General features: G+C 42.3%; 17 protein-coding genes and 1 tRNA gene. 6 read left to right on the top strand and 12 right to left on the bottom strand.

Annotated elements, in window-relative coordinates:
- Positions 1-58 precede the first annotated feature (58 nt).
- The 5 genes from WKK05_RS23635 to WKK05_RS23615 form a co-directional block, all read right to left on the bottom strand.
- Positions 59-643: an L-threonylcarbamoyladenylate synthase gene (locus WKK05_RS23635; protein WP_341525499.1), complete on the bottom strand. Its 585-nt coding sequence runs from the start codon at positions 641-643 to the stop codon at positions 59-61.
- 70 nt (positions 644-713) lie between these two features.
- The gene (gene prmC, locus WKK05_RS23630; RefSeq protein ID WP_341525498.1) at positions 714-1607 is read right to left on the bottom strand and encodes a peptide chain release factor N(5)-glutamine methyltransferase; all 894 of its coding nucleotides are present in this window, start codon (positions 1605-1607) and stop codon (positions 714-716) included.
- Positions 1608-1610: 3 nt separating this feature from the next.
- Positions 1611-2432, bottom strand: coding sequence for a Tic22 family protein (locus WKK05_RS23625; RefSeq protein WP_341525497.1), 822 nt, complete (start codon positions 2430-2432; stop codon positions 1611-1613).
- A gap of 668 nt (positions 2433-3100) precedes the next feature.
- Positions 3101-3174: transfer RNA gene (locus WKK05_RS23620), tRNA-Pro, on the bottom strand.
- Positions 3175-3471: 297 nt separating this feature from the next.
- The gene (locus WKK05_RS23615; RefSeq protein ID WP_341525496.1) at positions 3472-4023 is read right to left on the bottom strand and encodes a GNAT family N-acetyltransferase; all 552 of its coding nucleotides are present in this window, start codon (positions 4021-4023) and stop codon (positions 3472-3474) included.
- Between the two features lie 513 nt (positions 4024-4536).
- Between WKK05_RS23615 and WKK05_RS23610 the strand changes: the two genes are divergently transcribed.
- Both WKK05_RS23610 and WKK05_RS23605 read left to right on the top strand, forming a co-directional pair.
- Entirely contained in the window at positions 4537-5256 is a 720-nt protein-coding gene (locus WKK05_RS23610; protein WP_012410214.1) for a hypothetical protein, read from the top strand.
- Positions 5257-5365: 109 nt separating this feature from the next.
- Positions 5366-6364 (top strand): alpha/beta hydrolase, encoded by a 999-nt coding sequence (locus WKK05_RS23605; RefSeq protein ID WP_341525495.1) that lies wholly within the window; start codon positions 5366-5368, stop codon positions 6362-6364.
- 47 nt (positions 6365-6411) lie between these two features.
- On the opposite strand, the gene tsaD is transcribed toward WKK05_RS23605, so the two are convergent.
- Positions 6412-7461 carry a tRNA (adenosine(37)-N6)-threonylcarbamoyltransferase complex transferase subunit TsaD gene (gene tsaD, locus WKK05_RS23600; RefSeq protein ID WP_341525494.1) on the bottom strand — a complete coding sequence of 350 codons (1050 nt, stop codon included), beginning with the start codon at positions 7459-7461 and terminating at the stop codon, positions 6412-6414.
- A 370-nt stretch (positions 7462-7831) separates the two neighbouring features.
- Here tsaD and WKK05_RS23595 point away from each other — a divergent pair, with 370 nt between their 5' ends.
- From WKK05_RS23595 to WKK05_RS23585, 3 genes are all read left to right on the top strand, one after another.
- Positions 7832-8326 carry a Photosystem I reaction center subunit III gene (locus WKK05_RS23595; protein WP_341525493.1) on the top strand — a complete coding sequence of 165 codons (495 nt, stop codon included), beginning with the start codon at positions 7832-7834 and terminating at the stop codon, positions 8324-8326.
- A 39-nt stretch (positions 8327-8365) separates the two neighbouring features.
- Complete coding sequence (gene psaJ, locus WKK05_RS23590) at positions 8366-8515, top strand: photosystem I reaction center subunit IX (RefSeq protein ID WP_006276004.1); 150 nt, start codon at positions 8366-8368, stop codon at positions 8513-8515.
- 273 nt (positions 8516-8788) lie between these two features.
- Positions 8789-9310: a photosystem I reaction center protein subunit XI gene (locus WKK05_RS23585; protein ID WP_341525492.1), complete on the top strand. Its 522-nt coding sequence runs from the start codon at positions 8789-8791 to the stop codon at positions 9308-9310.
- 57 nt (positions 9311-9367) lie between these two features.
- Here the strand turns inward: WKK05_RS23585 and gmk are convergent, their stop codons facing one another.
- From gmk to psbA (WKK05_RS23560), 5 genes are all read right to left on the bottom strand, one after another.
- Complete coding sequence (gene gmk, locus WKK05_RS23580; RefSeq protein ID WP_341531167.1) at positions 9368-9964, bottom strand: guanylate kinase; 597 nt, start codon at positions 9962-9964, stop codon at positions 9368-9370.
- A gap of 178 nt (positions 9965-10142) precedes the next feature.
- Entirely contained in the window at positions 10143-10409 is a 267-nt protein-coding gene (locus tag WKK05_RS23575) for a DUF370 domain-containing protein (RefSeq protein WP_341525491.1), read from the bottom strand.
- Positions 10410-10978: 569 nt separating this feature from the next.
- Positions 10979-12379, bottom strand: coding sequence for a malic enzyme-like NAD(P)-binding protein (locus WKK05_RS23570; protein WP_341525490.1), 1401 nt, complete (start codon positions 12377-12379; stop codon positions 10979-10981).
- A gap of 491 nt (positions 12380-12870) precedes the next feature.
- A complete protein-coding gene (gene psbA / locus WKK05_RS23565) occupies positions 12871-13953 on the bottom strand; it encodes a photosystem II q(b) protein (protein WP_341525489.1) in 1083 nt (360 codons plus the stop codon).
- 576 nt (positions 13954-14529) lie between these two features.
- Positions 14530-15612: a photosystem II q(b) protein gene (gene psbA / locus WKK05_RS23560; protein ID WP_341525488.1), complete on the bottom strand. Its 1083-nt coding sequence runs from the start codon at positions 15610-15612 to the stop codon at positions 14530-14532.
- Positions 15613-15907: 295 nt separating this feature from the next.
- On the opposite strand from psbA (WKK05_RS23560), the gene cofG reads away from it, so the two are divergent.
- The gene (gene cofG / locus WKK05_RS23555) at positions 15908-16876 is read left to right on the top strand and encodes a 7,8-didemethyl-8-hydroxy-5-deazariboflavin synthase subunit CofG (protein ID WP_341525487.1); all 969 of its coding nucleotides are present in this window, start codon (positions 15908-15910) and stop codon (positions 16874-16876) included.
- Positions 16877-17654: 778 nt separating this feature from the next.
- Here cofG and arsS read toward each other — a convergent pair.
- Positions 17655-18662 carry an arsenosugar biosynthesis radical SAM (seleno)protein ArsS gene (gene arsS / locus WKK05_RS23550; protein WP_341525486.1) on the bottom strand — a complete coding sequence of 336 codons (1008 nt, stop codon included), beginning with the start codon at positions 18660-18662 and terminating at the stop codon, positions 17655-17657.
- Between the last annotated feature and the right edge of the window lie 43 nt (positions 18663-18705).

Genomic DNA, 18705 nt, shown 5'->3' with positions numbered 1-18705 from the left:
TATTATCCCTCTCTCCCCTGCTCCCTGCCCCCTTTCCTTACTTCCTTATCTCCTTCATCTAAATCACAATCGCACCTTGCCGCAAAATTTCCCAATTTATCCCTGTCCATTTAACAACAGTTGAAGGCACACCCACGCCTGATATTTCGTCCGGAAATTCTGTGCTTGCTAGAGTCAGAACCTTGGGAAACTGAGCCTCAATTTCTGTCATTGTTTGCAAAGGCGGCTGACCGGAAAAATTGGCGCTAGTCGTGGCAAGAGGGCCTGTTTTCGCCAAAATGGTTTGGGCGATCGCACTTTTCGGCACTCGAATGCCAATTGTAGTTGGGTCATTAGGGTTCATCACTTTTGGCACGAAATCGCTCGCTGGCAAAACCAAGGTTAGCGCTCCCGGCCAATATTGGTGTACTAGTTCTTGCCAAATTTTATACTCTTTTTCATTACCTTTGACATAAGGCCACAAATCCTCAGCACAAGCTGCCATCAAAATCAAAGGTTTGTCCTGGCTACGTTGTTTAGCCGCAAAAATTAATCCAGCTTTTTCTGGTGTAGCTGCCAGCGCCGGAACGGTATCTGTAGGAAAGCTGACTAACAACCCAGCCTGTGCGCCAGCTATTAGCTCTGTTAAAGAAACTTGTGTCATATTTACCAAGTTAGGAGTTAAGAGTTAGGAGTGAGTAATTTCATAACTCATAACTCATAACTCATCACTCCTAACTCTTATAGGCTAGAGCAAAGCGTTCAATTCCAGCTAAATCAGCATGAATTTGAATGTTGTAATAGCTACCTTGATTTTGCAAAAGTTCTCGAACTACATCCGCTTGCCCTGCCATCATCTCAATCAGCCACACGCCACCAGGTTGTAAGTAACTGGGAGAGACTTCTATCAAATGGCGGATGGAATTTAAACCATCAACACCACCATTTAGAGCTAGATGTGGTTCATGATTAACTACTTCTGGTTGGAGAGTAGACAAGGTATTGGTGGGGATATAAGGAGGATTTGACACCATCCCACTGAACTGACCTTTAAGAGATGCCAGCGGCTCCCACCAGGAACCTTGATAAAATCGAATGCGGTTAGCAAGACCTAAATTATGGGCATTGGTTTGGGCGATCGCCAAGGCTTCTTGGCTGTAATCAACGGCGTGAATTGTTGCCTCTGGGAAGACATCTGCTAGCCCTAGAGCGATCGCACCACTTCCAGTCCCTAAATCTGCCCAATGCCCTGATGCATTGCTAGCAGCCGCTACAGCCAGATCAATCAAGCACTCTGTCTCTGGTCTGGGAATTAAAACTGCACTCGACACTGCGATTTTAAACTGCCGCCAAGGTGTAACTCCCGCAATATACTGCACAGGTAAGCGGTCATTTAATCGCCTCTGCCAGAGATGGTCTAACTCTTCTATTGACAACTGCATCTGAATTTGAGGCAGAGTTTTAAAAGACTCCAAACGCAGTGCCAAGCGGTCTAACCCAGCCACCTCTAACAGAAGCCAATCTACTTCTGCTAGAGGTACATCAGTTGCGATCGCTGCTTTGATTGCCCTATCTCGCCATTGCCAAAGTTGTAATCCGGAAACTACCTTCGGCTGTTTATCCACCATGCCTTAACGTTGTTGAGGCTTTGCAGGCTGCGAATTGCTTCTATTTGGAGTAGCAGGTGCGTTATTCCTGGGTAGTGTCTTGATATATTCTCTAGATTCTGGGGATGGAACTAAGACAACTTGGTTCAGCCAGGGATCATTTTTATCCTTTAAGGTTTTAATCACCCCGTCTACATCTATTACTTGAATATCAGCCTTGGGATTTTTTGGCTTCACTTGGTTTAATAAACCTTGTGCGTCTTGCTTACTCAAAAATAAAGGAATAAGTTGCTGATTATCAGATGTCAGTTTAATGGGTACATATCCTTTATCTGGCGCAAATCTGACAGCAAAAACAGGCACACTCTTAAACTGATTTACTTGTTGACCGCTTTGACGCAGTAATTCCAATGCCCCCTGAATTTCTTGGTCTACGGGTTTAAAGGCAAACAAAAGACGGTTTGGCTGGTTTTTGGTTTGTTGCAATTGTTGATAAATTACCCCTAAAGGTACTGGTGTAACTTGTAGGTTTTTCACCATGTCACTCAGTTTCGGGTCTTTGCCTTGTGCATTCTTCAGCTCATTGATAAAAGCTTGAGCTTCTTGCCGACTCATATAAACGCCAGTTACGGAACCACCTTTTTGTGCGTTTTGTCCTTGAGGCAAGGTACGACTTAGGGGTAAGCCTTTTTCGTTAGTAATCAAGTACACGGGTACTGAGTCTAATTTTTCTTTTATTTGCTGTTCTGACAATGCCAGCACTGCCAAATTTGCCCCAAAGACCGTACCCAGCAGTGTACTCCCGACTAGACCTAATGTTGCGCCCCAGCGAACCAATGATTTCATAACTGCTCCTTGCATCAATAATTTCATTACGTTTGACAAATTGTTGTAACTGCACAGCGCTAACTTGTTTTAGTTATATAGCAATCCATATGAGTTGTAAAAAACTCATCATGGTTGTTGACCATTAAACTGTCAATGCTCAAAACGCAATATTTCCGAAGCATTTAGGATTGCTATGGTATCGCCTTCCCCAATTGACTGTTTGACTTTGCTCAAATTGAGTTTTACTTAATTGAGCTTTCTTATTTACCGTGAAATGCTGTAGATACCTATTATATGCCGCTCTCAAATAGCGACATATTTTCGCAACCCTGAAGTTGATAAATGCCATTTTGTTGTCTTTCTCGGATATGTGTGACGTCATTACCTAATTAATCGTTCCATTTGCTGTTAGTTCCATATCTGCTCAAATCTATACAGAACAAAGTTTTCAGAGAACTTAGCGTTTAAGGAGAAATTTACCTATTAGTATTGAAAAACCAGTCTAAGAGCAGAAAAACTAAATTGATTATTTCCGTGGAAATATGCAATTTAAATGCACATCTTACCAAGAAAACCCTGAGTCAATCCTTAATCTAAAGATAGGAAATTTTAATTTTTTAATTTTATACATAAATAAACTCCAGATTTACTAACAAGTCTGGAGTTTATTCCTCAAAAATATAAAATCGGGATGACAGGATTTGAACCTGCGGCATCCTGCTCCCAAAGCAGGCGCGCTACCAAGCTGCGCTACATCCCGAATAGATCAATCTACATTATAGTGCTTTGGCTTTCACTTTTGACAAAAGCGATAGTACTTTAAATAGGCACCAAGGCTATTATATCAGATGAAGCAGTTTTTTGCTAATAACCTTAGTCTGCTGTAAGAACGAGGTTATTAGATTCTTACACTAAATAAAGGCTACAGTAAAAAGTTAGTTATAAGCATACACCAGCTTATTTGTTAGCGTAAACTTATCCAAATCACTTTGCAAAAATAGACTTTCACTACTATAGCTGATTTTCTTTTAGTAAGCTGTTTTATTTTGGCTGAGTCTTAGTGAGGATACCAGAACATACCTTTGATACCTTCAGGATCTGCCATAAACCCCATAGTTCGGTAGAAATCTACAACATGGGGGTCTGCAAAGAGAGTCACATTACTGATCTCTTCACTCCTAAGTTTTTTGAGAACGTATTTCATTAGCGCCTTACCTAACCCTTGACCTTGAAAGTCTGGGTGAACTACCACATCCCAAATAGTGGCATTAAACGCATGATCTGAGGTAGCACGGGCAAAACCAATGAGCCGCTTTTGGTTTCCTCGCACTTGCCACATAGAGGCAACGAGAAAACTATGCTCAATAGCTTTTTTCACTTTTCTCAAAGGACGACGAGACCAACCAACTGCATCACAGAGTTCTTCTAGTTCATAGAGATCAATGTCTCGCTCCGTGCTGAAGACGATGCGAGTCTCTTTTTGAGAAGCTTCGCTAAGACCACTCTGGCTAGAATTGCCAGTAGTTTCCGCTGTATGCTCTTCAAAGGAGGTTGTCCTAGTTGTCGCTCCAGATTCAGGAGTACTAAACCAAGTTTTCCAAAAACCCATGCCAACGTGGTTCGGTTAGTATAACTGAATTGGTTTCCACTCTCTTTGAGTGTTGATTCACGTTCAACAAAGCCACTTCCAATTACTATCCCTTACAGTAAAACTTTTTCGGTTGTTTTTGGGATTTGCAATGGTAACAGCTAATTAAGGCGTGTTTCACACCAATCATTTTCAACTTTAGCATTTTGTTGTAAAGCCTAGGAGAATTTTCTCAAAAGGGCAGGATATAAGAGTGAATTGTATATAAAGAGATAGGGTATTAGGGATTGGGGGTTAGGAATTGGGGAATAATTTGTTAACAGCCCTTATCTTTATAGATATGGAAATAGGCAAAAGCAAAAAAGTCTGTGACAACAGAACATAAAAGTGTAATTATTTCAGACAAGCAAATTTATTCGTAGGGCTTCCTAATCCCCAGTCCCAATTGCCCCTTATCCTCAGAGGGGCCCCGAGTTCCCCAGTCCCCAGTCCCCAGCCTCTTGGTGACGAAAGCAAGCGAGTCTTACCTCAACGATGGCTTCTGGTTTAAAATCTTCGACACTAGAACTCCTAAAGCGCTTTAACCGAGCGTTTCCCCAGTTTTATGAACAATTTGTCAGCAGTGAGATTCAACTGCAAAATTTACGGCTAGCCTACCGTCTCTATAAAACTAGACGCGCTGTTATAGAACTCAAACCGGAAGGTAGCAAGAGCGCCCTGCATTTTGCTTACCGTAACCAGTCTTTTCTTCTCAGCGATATTTTTGGAGTGCTGGCAGCTTATGGGTTGACTATCCACGGTCTAAGTCTATACGGACAGATCAGACCGCCGATGTTAGTTTTTATTAAACTGCTAGTGTCTCGCGGCAGCAAAGCTCTGACCGAGAAAACCGCAGAAAATGTCTGCCGTGCTATTCGCGAAGCTTTAGGTGGTCGGTTTGAAGTAGAAGAAATGCTAGCGGTAGAATTTAACCTAGATACTGGTTTGGAGCAGGTACAAACAGAGTTTTATGTTGATCCTGTCTTTCATCTCCCAGCCCTAGTAATTGAAGCTGATAATCAGCCAGGATTGTTTTACAAAGTGATGTACGCTATCTGGCAGGAAGACTTGTTAGTAGTCAATGCCAATTTATTGGTTTGGCGTGGACGTACACGACTAATCCTCTACTTGTTGGGGCCGAATGAAAGCCTGATTCCTGAATATCTAGGCCACAAAATTGCTGAAGGGGTGCGACAGAGGTTGTTGGGTAAATGAAAAAAGTTATGAGTTATGAGTTAAAAATTAACAATTCCTTACCCCTAACTCCTAACTCTCTTCTAATTCCGTATTTAGTCGCACCCGCCCTTAAGGGTACGATATAAATATGGCAACCATTGAAATCTTGGGCGTTCCACACGCATACGAGCTAACGGCTCCCACTTCCTGCCCCCATGCTTTAGTATTTATCCACGGTTGGCTGAATAGCCGTGGATACTGGCAACCTGTGATTTCTCGCCTATCAGCTGATTTACAGTGCTTGTCTTATGATTTGCGGGGTTTTGGTGAGTCCAAGTCCCAGGCAAAAACTGATTTTGATCAAACACAAACTTCTCTAAGCCTGACGCCTATATCTACTAGTGCGGTTGGCTCACCTTTCGATTCTCTTTATACTCCAGCGGCTTATGCTGAGGATTTAGCAGCCCTGTTGCAACAACTAAATATTAGTAGTGCTTGGCTAATTGGTCACTCCTTGGGAGGTACGATCGCTCTTTGGGCAGCTGCTCAATTACCTGAGTGTGTTAAAGGAGTGATCTGTATCAATGCTGGCGGTGGGATTTATCTTAAAGAAGCTTTTGAGCAGTTTCGCTCGGCTGGGCAGAAATTTTTGCAAGTCCGCCCGCGTTGGCTGTCCCAAGTACCTTTGATTGATTTGCTCTTTACTAGAGCGAGTGTGGCACGTCCGTTAGACCGCTATTGGGCGCGTCAGCGGGTGATTGATTTCGTCGTGGCTGACCCAGAAGCTGCTCTAGGAACTCTCTTAGATTCGACAACTGAGGAAGAAGTTAACCGTCTACCCCAATTAGTATCCCAACTTAAGCAGCCAGTTTATTTTTTGGCTGGTGCCGAAGACAAGGTTATGGAACCGAAGTACGTGCGCCATTTAGCTAGCTTTCATAGTTTGTTCCAATACTCTGCTAACAACGTTATAGAAATTCCTGATTGCGGGCATCTAGCTATGTTGGAGCAGCCGGATGCAGTTGCTGATAGTATCCAGTTAATAGTCAGGAGTCAGGAGTCAGGAGACACAGAGAAGTCTGAGCAGAGGCTTCCTCCAATCGGAACTTCTCCTAAAGGAGACGCTACGCGAACAGAGAGAAACTAGCCAGGAGTTATTTCTTCCTTATCTCCTCCTGCTTCCCCATCTTTCCCTCAAGACTCAGATTGATACAACTTCATCACCTGACTAAGGGGTAGCCTAGACTCAACGCCTAAAGTTAGGGGTGAAGTATGACCGCGGGATAGATGATCGGCGGCAGCACAGCCAATCATGGCAGCATTATCGGTACAAAATTTCAGGGGTGGAAATAGCACCCGCAGATTATGCTCAATGGCAGCGGCTTGTAAGTTTTTTCTCAGACCGCTATTGGCTGCTACACCGCCACCGACAGAAATTGTGTCTAGACCATAGTCAAGGGCGCAAGCGATCGCTTTTTTGGTGAGCGATCGCGCTACAGTTTCCTGAAAACTTGCGGCTAAATCTGCCACTGGGACTTGTCTACCATCTTGCTCTAACTGCTGCACTAGACGCAGTACTGCTGTCTTTAATCCACTAAAACTTCCATCGTAACGATGATATCCGCCACCAGGAAGAGAAACTTTTCCTTCTGGTAATGCAAAGGCATGGGGATTTCCAGTTTGTGCCAGCTTGTCAATTACTGGCCCACCGGGATAACCCAGCTTTAACAAGCGTGCCACTTTATCAAAAGCTTCACCCGCAGCATCATCACGGGTTTGACCCAGGGTTTCGTATATACCACAGTCTTTGACGTAAATCAAGCTTGTATGTCCACCAGAAACTAATAAACTTAAGAAAGGGGGATTTAAGCTTGGCTCGCTCAAGTAAGTCGCGTAAATATGACCTTCCAGGTGATGAACTCCTACCAAAGGTTTGTTGTGTACCATCGCTAGGGTTTTGGCAGCAGTTAACCCCACTAACAGCGCTCCTACGAGTCCAGGCGCACAAGTGGCAGCAATCCCATCAATTTGATTCCAGCCTAGTTCGGCTTGCTTTATGGCTTCGGCGATCGCCTCATTGATAGTTTCTAAGTGCTGACGAGAAGCTACTTCTGGTACTACCCCGCCATACTGCTGATGAACTGGGATTTGCGAAACTATGATGCTGCTACAAACTTCACGATTGTTCACAATCGCGACGGCAGTTTCATCACAGCTGGTTTCTATTGCTAAAACGGTTGCCATAAAAAAGAGTAATGAGTCCTGAGTCCTGAGTAGTAAAGAGAATCTTACTTCTCTACTACGCTACAACAACAAGAGTGCTGAGTTAGGAGTTAGGAGAGACGCTACTCGTCGCGTCTGTACAGGAGAGTTAGGAGTCATTAATTATTCTCCCCTACTCTCCCACTAAGTACTCAAAACTCCTAACTCAGCACTCAGCACTCAGCACTCAAAACTCCCTCTTGGTTGAGAAGCTTTAACTTTTATTTACTTAAACTTTACTCGGTTACCGCCCAAGAGTATGATGACTTGCTAGTTATGCAAATAAAGACTGTACAAGCCGCTTCGTTTTGTACAAAAAACTTTTTGTTTTGTAATAAAAGGAAACAACTCCATGCGACGATTGTTTGCTTTGATTTTAGCGATTTGTCTTTGGGTCAATTTTGCCCCCCCAGCTAAAGCTCTTGGGGCTAATTTAGTACCTTGTAAAGACTCTCCCGCTTTTCAACAGTTAGCAGCAAATGCCCGTAATACTACCGCCGATCCCGAATCAGGGAGAAAGCGATTTGAGCGTTATTCTCAGGCGCTGTGCGGCCCTGAAGGTTACCCCCACTTGATTGTTGATGGTCGTCTTGACCGTGCTGGTGATTTCTTAATTCCCAGCATTCTCTTCCTCTATATTGCTGGTTGGATTGGTTGGGTAGGTCGTACTTACCTGCAAACAATCAAAAAAGGATCTGATTCTGAACAAAAAGAAATTCAGATCGATCTTGGGATTGCACTACCAATCATCTTGTCAGGCTTTACTTGGCCAGTGGCAGCGCTACAAGAATTCCTTTCGGGAAAATTAACAGCCAAGGATACAGAAATTCCTGTTTCACCACGTTAATTGAGCTTAACTGATTCACTTGTTTTGGAGACTAAATTCATGGCTGACAAAAGCGACCAATCATCCTATTTGATTAAATTTATTTCCACAGCGCCGGTGGCAGCTACTATATGGCTGACAATCACAGCAGGTATTTTGATTGAATTCAACCGCTTTTTCCCAGACCTACTTTTTCACCCACTGCCATAGGTAGAAAATGGAGATTTAAGACAGTTGAATGTGGTTGTCTTTTGTCTAAAATTGTGTAGTTGTTCTACTCAGCTTATTTAAGTGAAATTATTACTTAAATAAGCAGCAAAAATAATTTTTGAAACTCGTGATCTTATTTACAGATCGCGAGTTTCACAGATTTGAAAACAGCTTAATTAATTTTTCTAAACTTATCAGTCAAAAAAAATCTTTAGCTACAATTATTATTAATATAAAAATGCCACCATTCTAATTTAGAGGCGAACATAAAATATGGCGCAAGCAGTAGATGCATCAAAAAATCTGCCGAGCGATCCCAGAAATCGGGAAGTTGTTTTTCCAGCAGGACGTGATCCGCAAATAGGCAACCTAGAAACCCCGGTTAATTCTTCTCCCATAGTGAAGTGGTTCATTAATAACTTACCCGCTTATCGCCCAGGTCTGAGTGCTGGTAGACGCGGGCTAGAAGTGGGAGCAGCTCATGGTTACTGGCTGTTTGGCCCCTTTGCAAAATTGGGGCCCTTACGTGATACAGCTAATGCTAACTTAGCTGGATTATTGGCAGCCATTGGCTTAGTTGTTCTTCTTACTGGTGCTTTATCCTTGTATGCGAATAGCAATCCTCCTAAAGCACTAGCTAGCGTTACCGTACCCAACCCTCCAGCAGATGCTTTTAATTCCAAAGAAAGCTGGAATAACTTTGCCAGTACTTTTTTAATTGGTGGAATTGGCGGTGCAGTAGTTGCTTACTTTCTGACTAGTAATTTAGGACTAATTCAAGGTCTATTCGGTTAATTTACGAGTTATAAGTTAGGAGTTAGGAATTTGAATTTTTCACTCCTAACTCTTAACTTATCCAAATAAAGCCGCTTCAATGTCATTTAGAGCAGTTTCTAAATCGTCATTAACGATTTGAAGATCAAATTCATCTGCGGCTTTAATTTCTTCCTGGGCGCGGCGCAAACGACGGGCGATCGCTTCTTCAGAGTCCTGGGCGCGACCACGTATACGTTTTTCCAATTCCTCAAAGGAAGGTGGCAAAATAAAAATGCTCTTAGCACTGGGGAAGGAGGTACGAATTTGTCTTGCTCCTTCTAGTTCAATTTCCAGCACCACTAACTTGCCGGAGCGAATTTGGTTAAGCACAGTTTCACTGGGTGTACCGTAATAATTACCAGCAAACTCCGCCCATTCTAAGAACTGGCCTTGAGCGACCAATTGTTCAAACTTACTACGGCTAATAAAGTAATAGTTTTTGCCATCAATTTCCCCTGGACGGGGAGAACGAGTCGTCACGGAGACAGAATAGTATAGTTCCGGATGACGCTGGAGAAGCGATCGCATTAAAGTTCCTTTGCCAACGCCACTAGGGCCGGTTAAAACAATTAACCTGCCATTAGGCGGGCATTCTTTGGTAGTAGCACTCTGGATGGGTAAAACTTGCATCATCCATTCAACCTGTGAATTAATCAAGAGATATTCTTTCATTAGCCATGAGTCTTGTGTTTTTAGCCAAGACTACTATTGACTAAGAAATTTGTAGCACGGGTGACAGAAAAATTGTCTAATTCACATAGTACTGCCGAAATGGTGCAAATAGAGGTAGGGTTGTAAATCGGATTCTTAATTAATTATCTACAACTTGATGATCGCGGGAAATCACAAAGCGATTCGCCACCGTTTCCGGTTGAATCGCCGACAGAATTACGTGGCTGGAATCAGTGATAATTACAGCCCTTGTTCGGCGACCGTAAGTTGCATCTATCAATTGACCTCTGTCCCGTGCATCGGTGATGATCCGTTTAATCGGGGCAGACTCTGGACTGACAATGGCAACTACTCGCTTGGCAGATACGATGTTGCCAAAACCGATGTTGATTAACTGAATGTCCATAAAAGAAACTGACGCTAAACGCGCTATGACAAGCTTGTAATAAACTTACTCCCATGTTATCCCCAAAAATGAGAGTTAAACTGCTTAAATTCAAGCAAGCCTTTGTATTTAAATAATGTCTGCTTTTTTTTGCTGTTTATCAGTCAAATTTCCTGAAAATCCCCCCAGAGATATAGGCGGAAATTTACTGATACAAGCTAATTGTTTGATGTAAATTTTATTTTTAATAACTAACTAGCTCGAAAATTCATAGAAAGCAAAATTGATTGTAACAGTCTGGCTCTAACTGTTCTGGTTGAGTACGATATTGATGCAGATCGATTAGTGTTTTTGGATCATAGCGAAAATTTTTGGTTTCGCGTTAAAACTCAGAATCAGGATGAACAAGCGTTATTTCTTCTTTGAATCCATTATTCCGATCGCATCTAGTGAAAAGCCGCCGTCATTGAGTAAGCATTCATGTGAGTCACCGCATTGCATCAGGATAATTCGCTTGTGCCGTACTCTGTGCAGAACATCATTTTGGAGAATTGGTGTAGGAAAAAACTGTTTCCCCTACACCTTTTCAATTAACTTCGAGCAATACCTTCTTCACGGGCTGCACGTTGTACAGCAGCAGCAACAGCAGTAACGACACGCTCATCAAAGACCGAAGGAATAATATGTTCCCGATCTAGATCCGAAGGCTTGACTAAAGAAGCGATCGCACTTGCAGCTTCTAAATACATTGTGGTCGTTATTGTTTGCGCCCGACAATCTAAAGCACCACGGAAAACTCCCGGAAAAGCTAGAACGTTATTGATTTGATTTGGGTAATCACTGCGACCAGTGGCGATGACAGCTACATTTTTATCAACTAATTCTGGCTGAATTTCTGGAATGGGATTTGCCATAGCAAACACAATTGGGTCTTTCGCCATCGATTGCACCATTTCTGGAGTCAAAACTCCGGGGGCGCTAACACCAATAAATACATCTGCCCCTTGTAGCGCCCCCGCTAGAGTACCTTGGGCCTTCACCGCGAATTCACGCTTTTCCTCCGTCAGGTCGGTGCGACTGGTAGAGATAATTCCTTTAGAGTCGCACATCCAGATTTTATCTGCTCCAGCTTTGCGAAGTAAGCGGGCGATCGCTACCCCAGCCGCTCCAGCACCGTTAATTACGATGCGAATTTCTGCAAGCGATTTATGTACTAATTTCAGGGCGTTAAACAACGCTGCCAACGTCACAATAGCTGTACCATGCTGGTCATCGTGAAAAACGGGGATATCTAATTCTTGCCGCAATCTTTGTTCAATTTCAAAGCAACGAGGTGCAGCAATATCTTCTAAGTTCACGCCGCCGAAAACTGGGGCGATATTCTTGACTGCTTGGATAATCTCATCTGTATTTTGAGTGGCAAGACAGATGGGAAAAGCATCAAGTCCAGCAAATTCTTTAAACAGCATGGCTTTGCCTTCCATAACTGGTAAGGCAGCAGCTGGGCCGAGATTGCCCAAGCCCAAAACCGCACTACCATCGGTAACAATAGCAACAGTGTTTTGTTTGATTGTTAAATTGTAAACTTCCTCTGGGTCTTGAGCGATCGCCGTACAAATCCGCCCGACTCCGGGTGTGTAAGCCATTGCTAAATCAGAAACACTTCTTAAAGGAATTCTGCTAGTAATGCTGATTTTGCCACCCCGATGTAAATTAAAGGTACGGTCATAAACACTTAGTAGCTTAATATCTGGCAATACCTTGACTGCTTGGACAATGGTTTCAGCGTGTTCAGTGCTGGCAGCATCAACAGTGATATCGCGGATGGACTCTTTGCGGGTTTGCTCGATTAGATCAATTTGACCAAGATTACCACCAGTGGTAGCGATCGCCTGGGTTACTGATGCCAGCATCCCCACACGATTGGGAATTTGTAAACGCAGCGTCAAACTAAAACTAGAATTTGGAGTTAGGGGAGTTAGGTCTGCCATTTTGATTTTTGATTTTAAGTTTTTGATTTTATATTGAATTGATTGATAAAAATCTAGACGAAAGCTAAAATCTTGAATTTATAGTTTGTATATGAAAATCTAAACTCTTGTAATAACCGTCAGTACTGACATACAGCAGAATTCAGGTGGTCGCCGAGCGTAGCCGAGGTGAGTCAGAATGGGCTGCGCCCCGCTACGCTAACAGAAGTCAGAATGAAAACAGGCTTGATACCTGACTTTGAGAACTATATTGTCTACTTCATAAACTTGAAATCTGCTGTATCTTTACTTTTAACTAAGAAACTTGACAATTATTTTTATTTATAACCATGCATCCACTAAATGTAAACGAGTAACAATTTTGTAACTGTACTCAAAGACACAAGATATTTTTGATCACTTAATCTATGTAAATCTCTTGTGTATCCGTGATTCTATAAAAAAGCGCCCTCTAGTTAGAGAGCGCTGTGCATTTATATTAACCTCTGTGATTAACCATGAATTGCAGGAGCTTGTAAAGCCACAGGTACTGCCTCACCAGCAGCCAAATCTAGCGGGAAATTGTGAGCATTACGTTCATGCATCACTTCAATACCCAGGTTGGCACGGTTCAGCACATCCGCCCATGTATTAATTACACGACCTTGGGAGTCAATAACAGACTGGTTGAAGTTAAAACCGTTAAGGTTGAACGCCATCGTACTAATGCCCAATGATGTCAACCATATGCCAACAACAGGCCAAGCTGCCAAGAAAAAGTGCAAGGAACGCGAGTTATTAAAGCTGGCATATTGCCAGATTAATCGCCCAAAATAACCATGAGCCGCTACGATGCTGTATGTTTCTTGTTCTTGACCAAACTTGTATCCATAGTTGAGGGATTCACTTTCAGTCGTTTCCCTAACTAAAGAGGAAGTTACTAAAGAACCGTGCATTGCACAAAACAGCGCACCACCGAACACCGCAGCGACACCTAGTTGATGGAAGGGGTGCATGAGGATATTATGCTCGGCTTGGAAAACGAACATGAAGTTAAACGTGCCACTAATGCCTAGAGGCATTCCGTCAGAAAAGCTACCTTGACCAATTGGGTAAATTAAGAAAACAGAAGTTGCAGCAGCTACAGGAGCAGAGTAAGCTACACAAATCCAAGGACGCATCCCCAGACGATAGCTTAACTCCCATTGCCGACCAAGCCAGCAGAAAATCCCAATCAGGAAATGCAAGACAATGAGCTGATAAGGGCCGCCGTTGTAGAGCCATTCATCCATTGAAGCAGCATCCCAAATTGGGTAGAAGTGCAAACCAATAGCGTTGGATGTGGGTACAACAGCACCAGTGATAATGTTGTTGCCGTATAACAAAGAACCAGAAACTGGCTCCCGAATACCGTCAATATCCACGGGGGGCGCAGCAATAAAGGCAATAATGAAACAAATAGTAGCGGTCAACAGAGTAGGAATCATTAAAACCCCGAACCAACCAACATAAAGTCGATTTTCGGTACTAGTAATCCATTGACAGAACCGATCCCACAGGTTGCCGCTTTCGCTTCTTCCTAGAGTTGTCGTCATGGCTGTATTGTCGATAATTCGCTAACAACAAAGTTTCCCAATTCCTAAAAATTGAGAATAATGATGTTTTCAAAGACTTTCGTGAAATACCTTCTCCCTAATCACCGGGACTCTTTGGAATTACCTCACACAGAAAAATATTACTAATCAATTTCCCAAGGGAGATGATGTGAAAAAAGGGAAACTTTTCCCGGCTCTTAATACCAGGTTTTACATTAAATATTTGTATTTTTCAATCTGTTTTTATTAATTTTTATTAATAATATCTAGGAGTATCACTATCCGATAGAGAGACAACGCTTTAACTAACAAAATCATCAAATATTCTCAATGAATTAACTTTTGTCAGCGTTGGCAAGAATTCTGTTGTGAACAAACTTGTTGGAGAGACTGCGTTTGCTTCTTTGCGAGTGTATGACAAGCCGTCTACAGGTGTCTACGCAGGTGAGAAAAGGCGATATCGCTATCGGACAAAATCTATTATAGAAGTTCTGAAACTACTTATTTTTAAGTAATTACAACTAAAAAACGCCCCCCATTTCTGGGAGGCGTCTTTGATTTAGTTAATCTTGAGAATTAACCGTTGATAGCAGGAGCAGTTAGGGCTACAGGAGCAGCTTCAGCAGAAGCCAAATCCAGAGGGAAGTTGTGAGCGTTACGCTCGTGCATGACTTCCATACCCAGGTTGGCGCGGTTGATGATGTCTGCCCAAGTGTTGATTACACGACCTTGTGAGTCAATAATCGACTGGTTGAAGTTGAAACCGTTGAGGTTGAAAGCCATTGTGCTGACACCCAAAGCGGTGAACCAGATGCCGATTACTGGCCATGCTGCCAAGAAGAAGTGCAAGGAACGGCTGTTGTTGAACGAAGCGTATTGGAAGATGAGACGACCGAAGTAGCCGTGGGCTGCAACGATGTTGTAGGTTTCTTCTTCTTGTCCAAACTTGTAACCGTAGTTCTGTGATTCCGATTCGGTTGTTTCACGAACTAAGGAAGAGGTTACCAAAGAACCGTGCATTGCACTGAATAAACTTCCGCCGAATACACCTGCTACACCTAACTGGTGGAAGGGGTGCATGAGGATGTTGTGTTCCGCTTGGAAGACAATCATGAAGTTGAAGGTTCCGGAGATACCCAAGGGCATACCGTCTGAGAAGGAACCTTGTCCGATTGGGTACACGAGGAATACTGCGGTTGCTGCTGCAACTGGAGCTGAATATGCAATTGCAATCCAAGGACGCATTCCTAAGCGGTAGGATAGTTCCCACTCACGTCCCATGTAGCAGAATACGCCAATCAAGAAGTGGAATACTACCAATTGGTAAGGGCCACCGTTGTACAACCATTCGTCTAGGGATGCTGCTTCCCAAATTGGGTAGAAGTGCAAGCCGATGGCGTTGGAGGAAGGCACAACTGCACCGGAGATGATGTTGTTACCGTATATTAAGGAACCTGCTACTGGTTCGCGGATGCCGTCGATGTCTACTGGAGGTGCAGCAATGAAGGCGATGATGAAGCAGGTGGTTGCAGCTAGCAAGGTGGGAATCATCAGTACGCCGAACCAACCGATGTATAGGCGGTTGTTGGTGCTGGTGATCCAGTTGCAGAACCGTTCCCATACGTTGGCGCTTTCGCGTCTTTGTAAGGTTGCTGTCATGTCTTTATGATTACGTTTTGTTTATGATGTTTGGGTAGATTTGCTACCTGAAATATATCTTAATAGACTTATTAAACTTTGTAAAGCATTTTTGCAAAAATTTTTCTATTGATTCCCGAAAAGCCCCAAAAAAGAGCTTTTAAAGCATAAGAGCGTGTTTGGTGCAAAGCGAGTTTTAACAGCAAGATTTATGAAGTTTAATTGCGATCGCCTACTCTAACCATTTGTATCGGGTTAGTTTCCGTAACCTTACCAAAGTAGAGATCACTGCGTGGTGAACACCTGTTTTATTTTTATGCCAATTGATAATTCCCGCATTGTCACCTATAGCCCTGCTTATACAATTGTTCCTACTTATGAGTGCTTCAATCGCTGTAGCTACTGCAACTTTCGCAGCGAACCGGGTAAAAGTCCCTGGATGAACCTCTCAGCCGCCGAAAGCGTTTTGAAACAACTGCAAAGCCAGAATGTATGTGAAATTCTCATCCTCAGTGGTGAAGTACATCCCCATTCGCCTAAGCGTCAGCCGTGGTTTGAGTTGATTTACGATTTGTGCGAATTAGCCCTGACGATAGGATTTTTACCACATACCAATGCGGGGCCGCTGAGTTTTGAGGAGATGCAAAAGCTCAAGTGTGTGAATGTTTCGATGGGGCTAATGTTGGAACAGTTAACACCAAAATTATTAAATACTGTGCATCGTCACGCACCGAGTAAATTGCCACAGGTGAGGTGGCAACAATTACAATGGGCGGGAAAGTTGCAGATTCCCTTTACTACGGGTTTACTTTTGGGAATTGGAGAAACTGAAGCTGACTGGTGGGAAACATTGGCAGCTATATCTGAGTTGCATCAACGTTACCATCATATTCAAGAAGTTATTTTACAACCCCACAGCCCCGGACATCAGCAAACTTTTGATGCACCATCTTTTGATCCCCATCAATTACCACAAGTCATTGCTAAGGCACGTCAGATTTTACCGCAAGATATTACGATTCAGATTCCGCCAAATTTAGTGAAAGATGAGCAATGGTTACTTGCTTGTATCGAAGCTGGTGCTAGAGATTTGGGCGGAATTGGGCCAAAAGATGAAGTGAATCCCGATTATCCACATCTACAAGAGCAAGCGTTAAGAGAAATTTTACAGCCTGCTGGCTGGGAATTAGTGCCGCGTTTACCGATTTATCCGCAGTTTGATAGCTGGTTGTCGGAAGAGTTGCAAAAATTGGTAAAACAGTGGCGAAAGATTTTAACCCATTAGAATAAGCGATTTGTGCTGGATGCGAGACTGTCAGTTTGCACACATAATGAAAAATAATGTGTCACTGTACAAAGGAAAAAACCGCGAAACTCTATGTTTCACGGCTTTCCGTGTGGTGTAAGGAGCTTAACTAGATATCATCATAAAGTACTTACCCAGCAACAAAGCACTCGTAACAATTTTGGTAACAGAATTTTTTCGCGATCACTTAAATGACACTCTCCTGTAAGCGATCGCATTACCGTAATCCACAAAAATGCTTACATACAGCAGAATTCAGAAACGGAGTCGGAGACCCTCGCGGCTTGGCGTCAGAATTCAGGAGGGAACCTGGCTTTGAGACCTATATTGTGTATTTTATTAACTTTAAATCCGCTATATAAGCTTGCTGATGGAGCTACAACTTCTAACTACCAAGACAAAAGCATCATAATATTTTCTTGAAAAAACTTGTATTTTGCATAATAATTCTGGCAAGAACTAACTATAATTTTTACCAATATTAGATTCAAATATATTAAATAAGTGCGTAAGCTAATTGATAAGTAAGCTGTTGATTTTATCTCTAATAAAAAATAAAAGCCGTAGAAAATTCTACGGCTTTTTGGTGTGGTGTGAGGAGACTTAACTGATATTAGTATAAACCCATTCAAATATTAATGACACTTACGTAACAGATTTTGTAACAAAATTGTCTTTTTATGACATACAGAGAAAATGTCAATTAAAAATTAAAAATCAATTGGCCTAATTTAAACGTAGATATCTTTTAGTGGCTTTAGAGCAAAGCACCACCACAACTAGAACCGCAGCCAGCAGTACAACCATAGCAATAAGCAGCTGTTTGTACTTCAGTAATTAGGTCTAAACTGCCAGCTTCTAGTAATTTGCCAACTGTCAAGGATTCTCCTTTGCGGGTTTTGGCTGGCAGATTCATCATCTGATTAAAGTCACAATCATATACATTCCCTAGATAGTCAATTGAAAGTTCATCACGACACATTAAATGTTCAATTGTACTAGGATTAAAATGCAATTCTAAAAACTGTAAATAACTGCTGTACAGTTTTTTCCGTTCTAAGTGCATTTTAGTTCTGCCAACTGGTAGGTTGGTAATGGTGAAGAGGTTATTAAATATAATACCAAAGTGTTCTTGCAAGAACATTTTGTAATCTCGTTCTAGGTTCTTCTGTTCAGGAGCTAAAGAAAATTTTTCACTTGAGGGCAACTGCGGATTATATACCAAGTCCAAAATTAAATTTTGCTCCTTACCATAACCTTGTTGATTAAGCACTTGTAAGGCTTTAACGGAACTATCAAAAACTCCAATACCACGCATCGTATCAACATTATCTGCTAGATAGCAAGGTAAGGAAGCGACTACTCTCACTTGGTGTTTAGCAAAGTATTCTGGTAAATCACTAAATCCATCTTCAAAATAAATGGTCAAATTCGACCGGACAATCACCTGTTTACCAGTAATCCTTGCTGCTTCTACAAGTGGCTTAAATCCGTAATTCATTTCTGGTGCGCCACCAGTTAAATCCACAATTTTAATTTCAGGGAATTTATAGATGAGTTCTATCAGTTGTTGGCAAATTTCTGGTGAAAGTTCTTCTGTGCGTTTTGGGCCTGCTTCTACATGGCAATGTGTACAAGCCAGATTACAGCGTTTACCTAAATTAATTTGTAAAACATTAATTTCCTTTTTTGTTAAAGAAGAATTAAGTTTATCTTTAAATGGAGTGACTGATTTATCTGGTGTAGTTAATGATTTTATTTGCATTGATTACTACTCCTTAAATATAGAAATAATTTGCCGTATCTTG

This window comes from Nostoc sp. UHCC 0302, assembly GCF_038096175.1.
In the GTDB taxonomy this organism is placed as follows: Bacteria; Cyanobacteriota; Cyanobacteriia; order Cyanobacteriales; family Nostocaceae; genus UHCC-0302.
Note: the sequence above shows the minus strand (reverse complement) of the source record. Positions and strands in the feature narration are given on the sequence as shown.

Coding starts and splice junctions, on each gene's coding strand:
- WKK05_RS23635 (WP_341525499.1), bottom strand. CDS start 643: ATGACACAAGTTTCTTTAACAGAGCTAATAGCTGGCGCACAGGCTGGG.
- prmC (WP_341525498.1), bottom strand. CDS start 1,607: ATGGTGGATAAACAGCCGAAGGTAGTTTCCGGATTACAACTTTGGCAA.
- WKK05_RS23625 (WP_341525497.1), bottom strand. CDS start 2,432: ATGAAATCATTGGTTCGCTGGGGCGCAACATTAGGTCTAGTCGGGAGT.
- WKK05_RS23615 (WP_341525496.1), bottom strand. CDS start 4,023: ATGGGTTTTTGGAAAACTTGGTTTAGTACTCCTGAATCTGGAGCGACA.
- WKK05_RS23610 (WP_012410214.1), top strand. CDS start 4,537: ATGGCTTCTGGTTTAAAATCTTCGACACTAGAACTCCTAAAGCGCTTT.
- WKK05_RS23605 (WP_341525495.1), top strand. CDS start 5,366: ATGGCAACCATTGAAATCTTGGGCGTTCCACACGCATACGAGCTAACG.
- tsaD (WP_341525494.1), bottom strand. CDS start 7,461: ATGGCAACCGTTTTAGCAATAGAAACCAGCTGTGATGAAACTGCCGTC.
- WKK05_RS23595 (WP_341525493.1), top strand. CDS start 7,832: ATGCGACGATTGTTTGCTTTGATTTTAGCGATTTGTCTTTGGGTCAAT.
- psaJ (WP_006276004.1), top strand. CDS start 8,366: ATGGCTGACAAAAGCGACCAATCATCCTATTTGATTAAATTTATTTCC.
- WKK05_RS23585 (WP_341525492.1), top strand. CDS start 8,789: ATGGCGCAAGCAGTAGATGCATCAAAAAATCTGCCGAGCGATCCCAGA.
- gmk (WP_341531167.1), bottom strand. CDS start 9,964: ATGATGCAAGTTTTACCCATCCAGAGTGCTACTACCAAAGAATGCCCG.
- WKK05_RS23575 (WP_341525491.1), bottom strand. CDS start 10,409: ATGGACATTCAGTTAATCAACATCGGTTTTGGCAACATCGTATCTGCC.
- WKK05_RS23570 (WP_341525490.1), bottom strand. CDS start 12,379: ATGGCAGACCTAACTCCCCTAACTCCAAATTCTAGTTTTAGTTTGACG.
- psbA (WP_341525489.1), bottom strand. CDS start 13,953: ATGACGACAACTCTAGGAAGAAGCGAAAGCGGCAACCTGTGGGATCGG.
- psbA (WP_341525488.1), bottom strand. CDS start 15,612: ATGACAGCAACCTTACAAAGACGCGAAAGCGCCAACGTATGGGAACGG.
- cofG (WP_341525487.1), top strand. CDS start 15,908: ATGCCAATTGATAATTCCCGCATTGTCACCTATAGCCCTGCTTATACA.
- arsS (WP_341525486.1), bottom strand. CDS start 18,662: ATGCAAATAAAATCATTAACTACACCAGATAAATCAGTCACTCCATTT.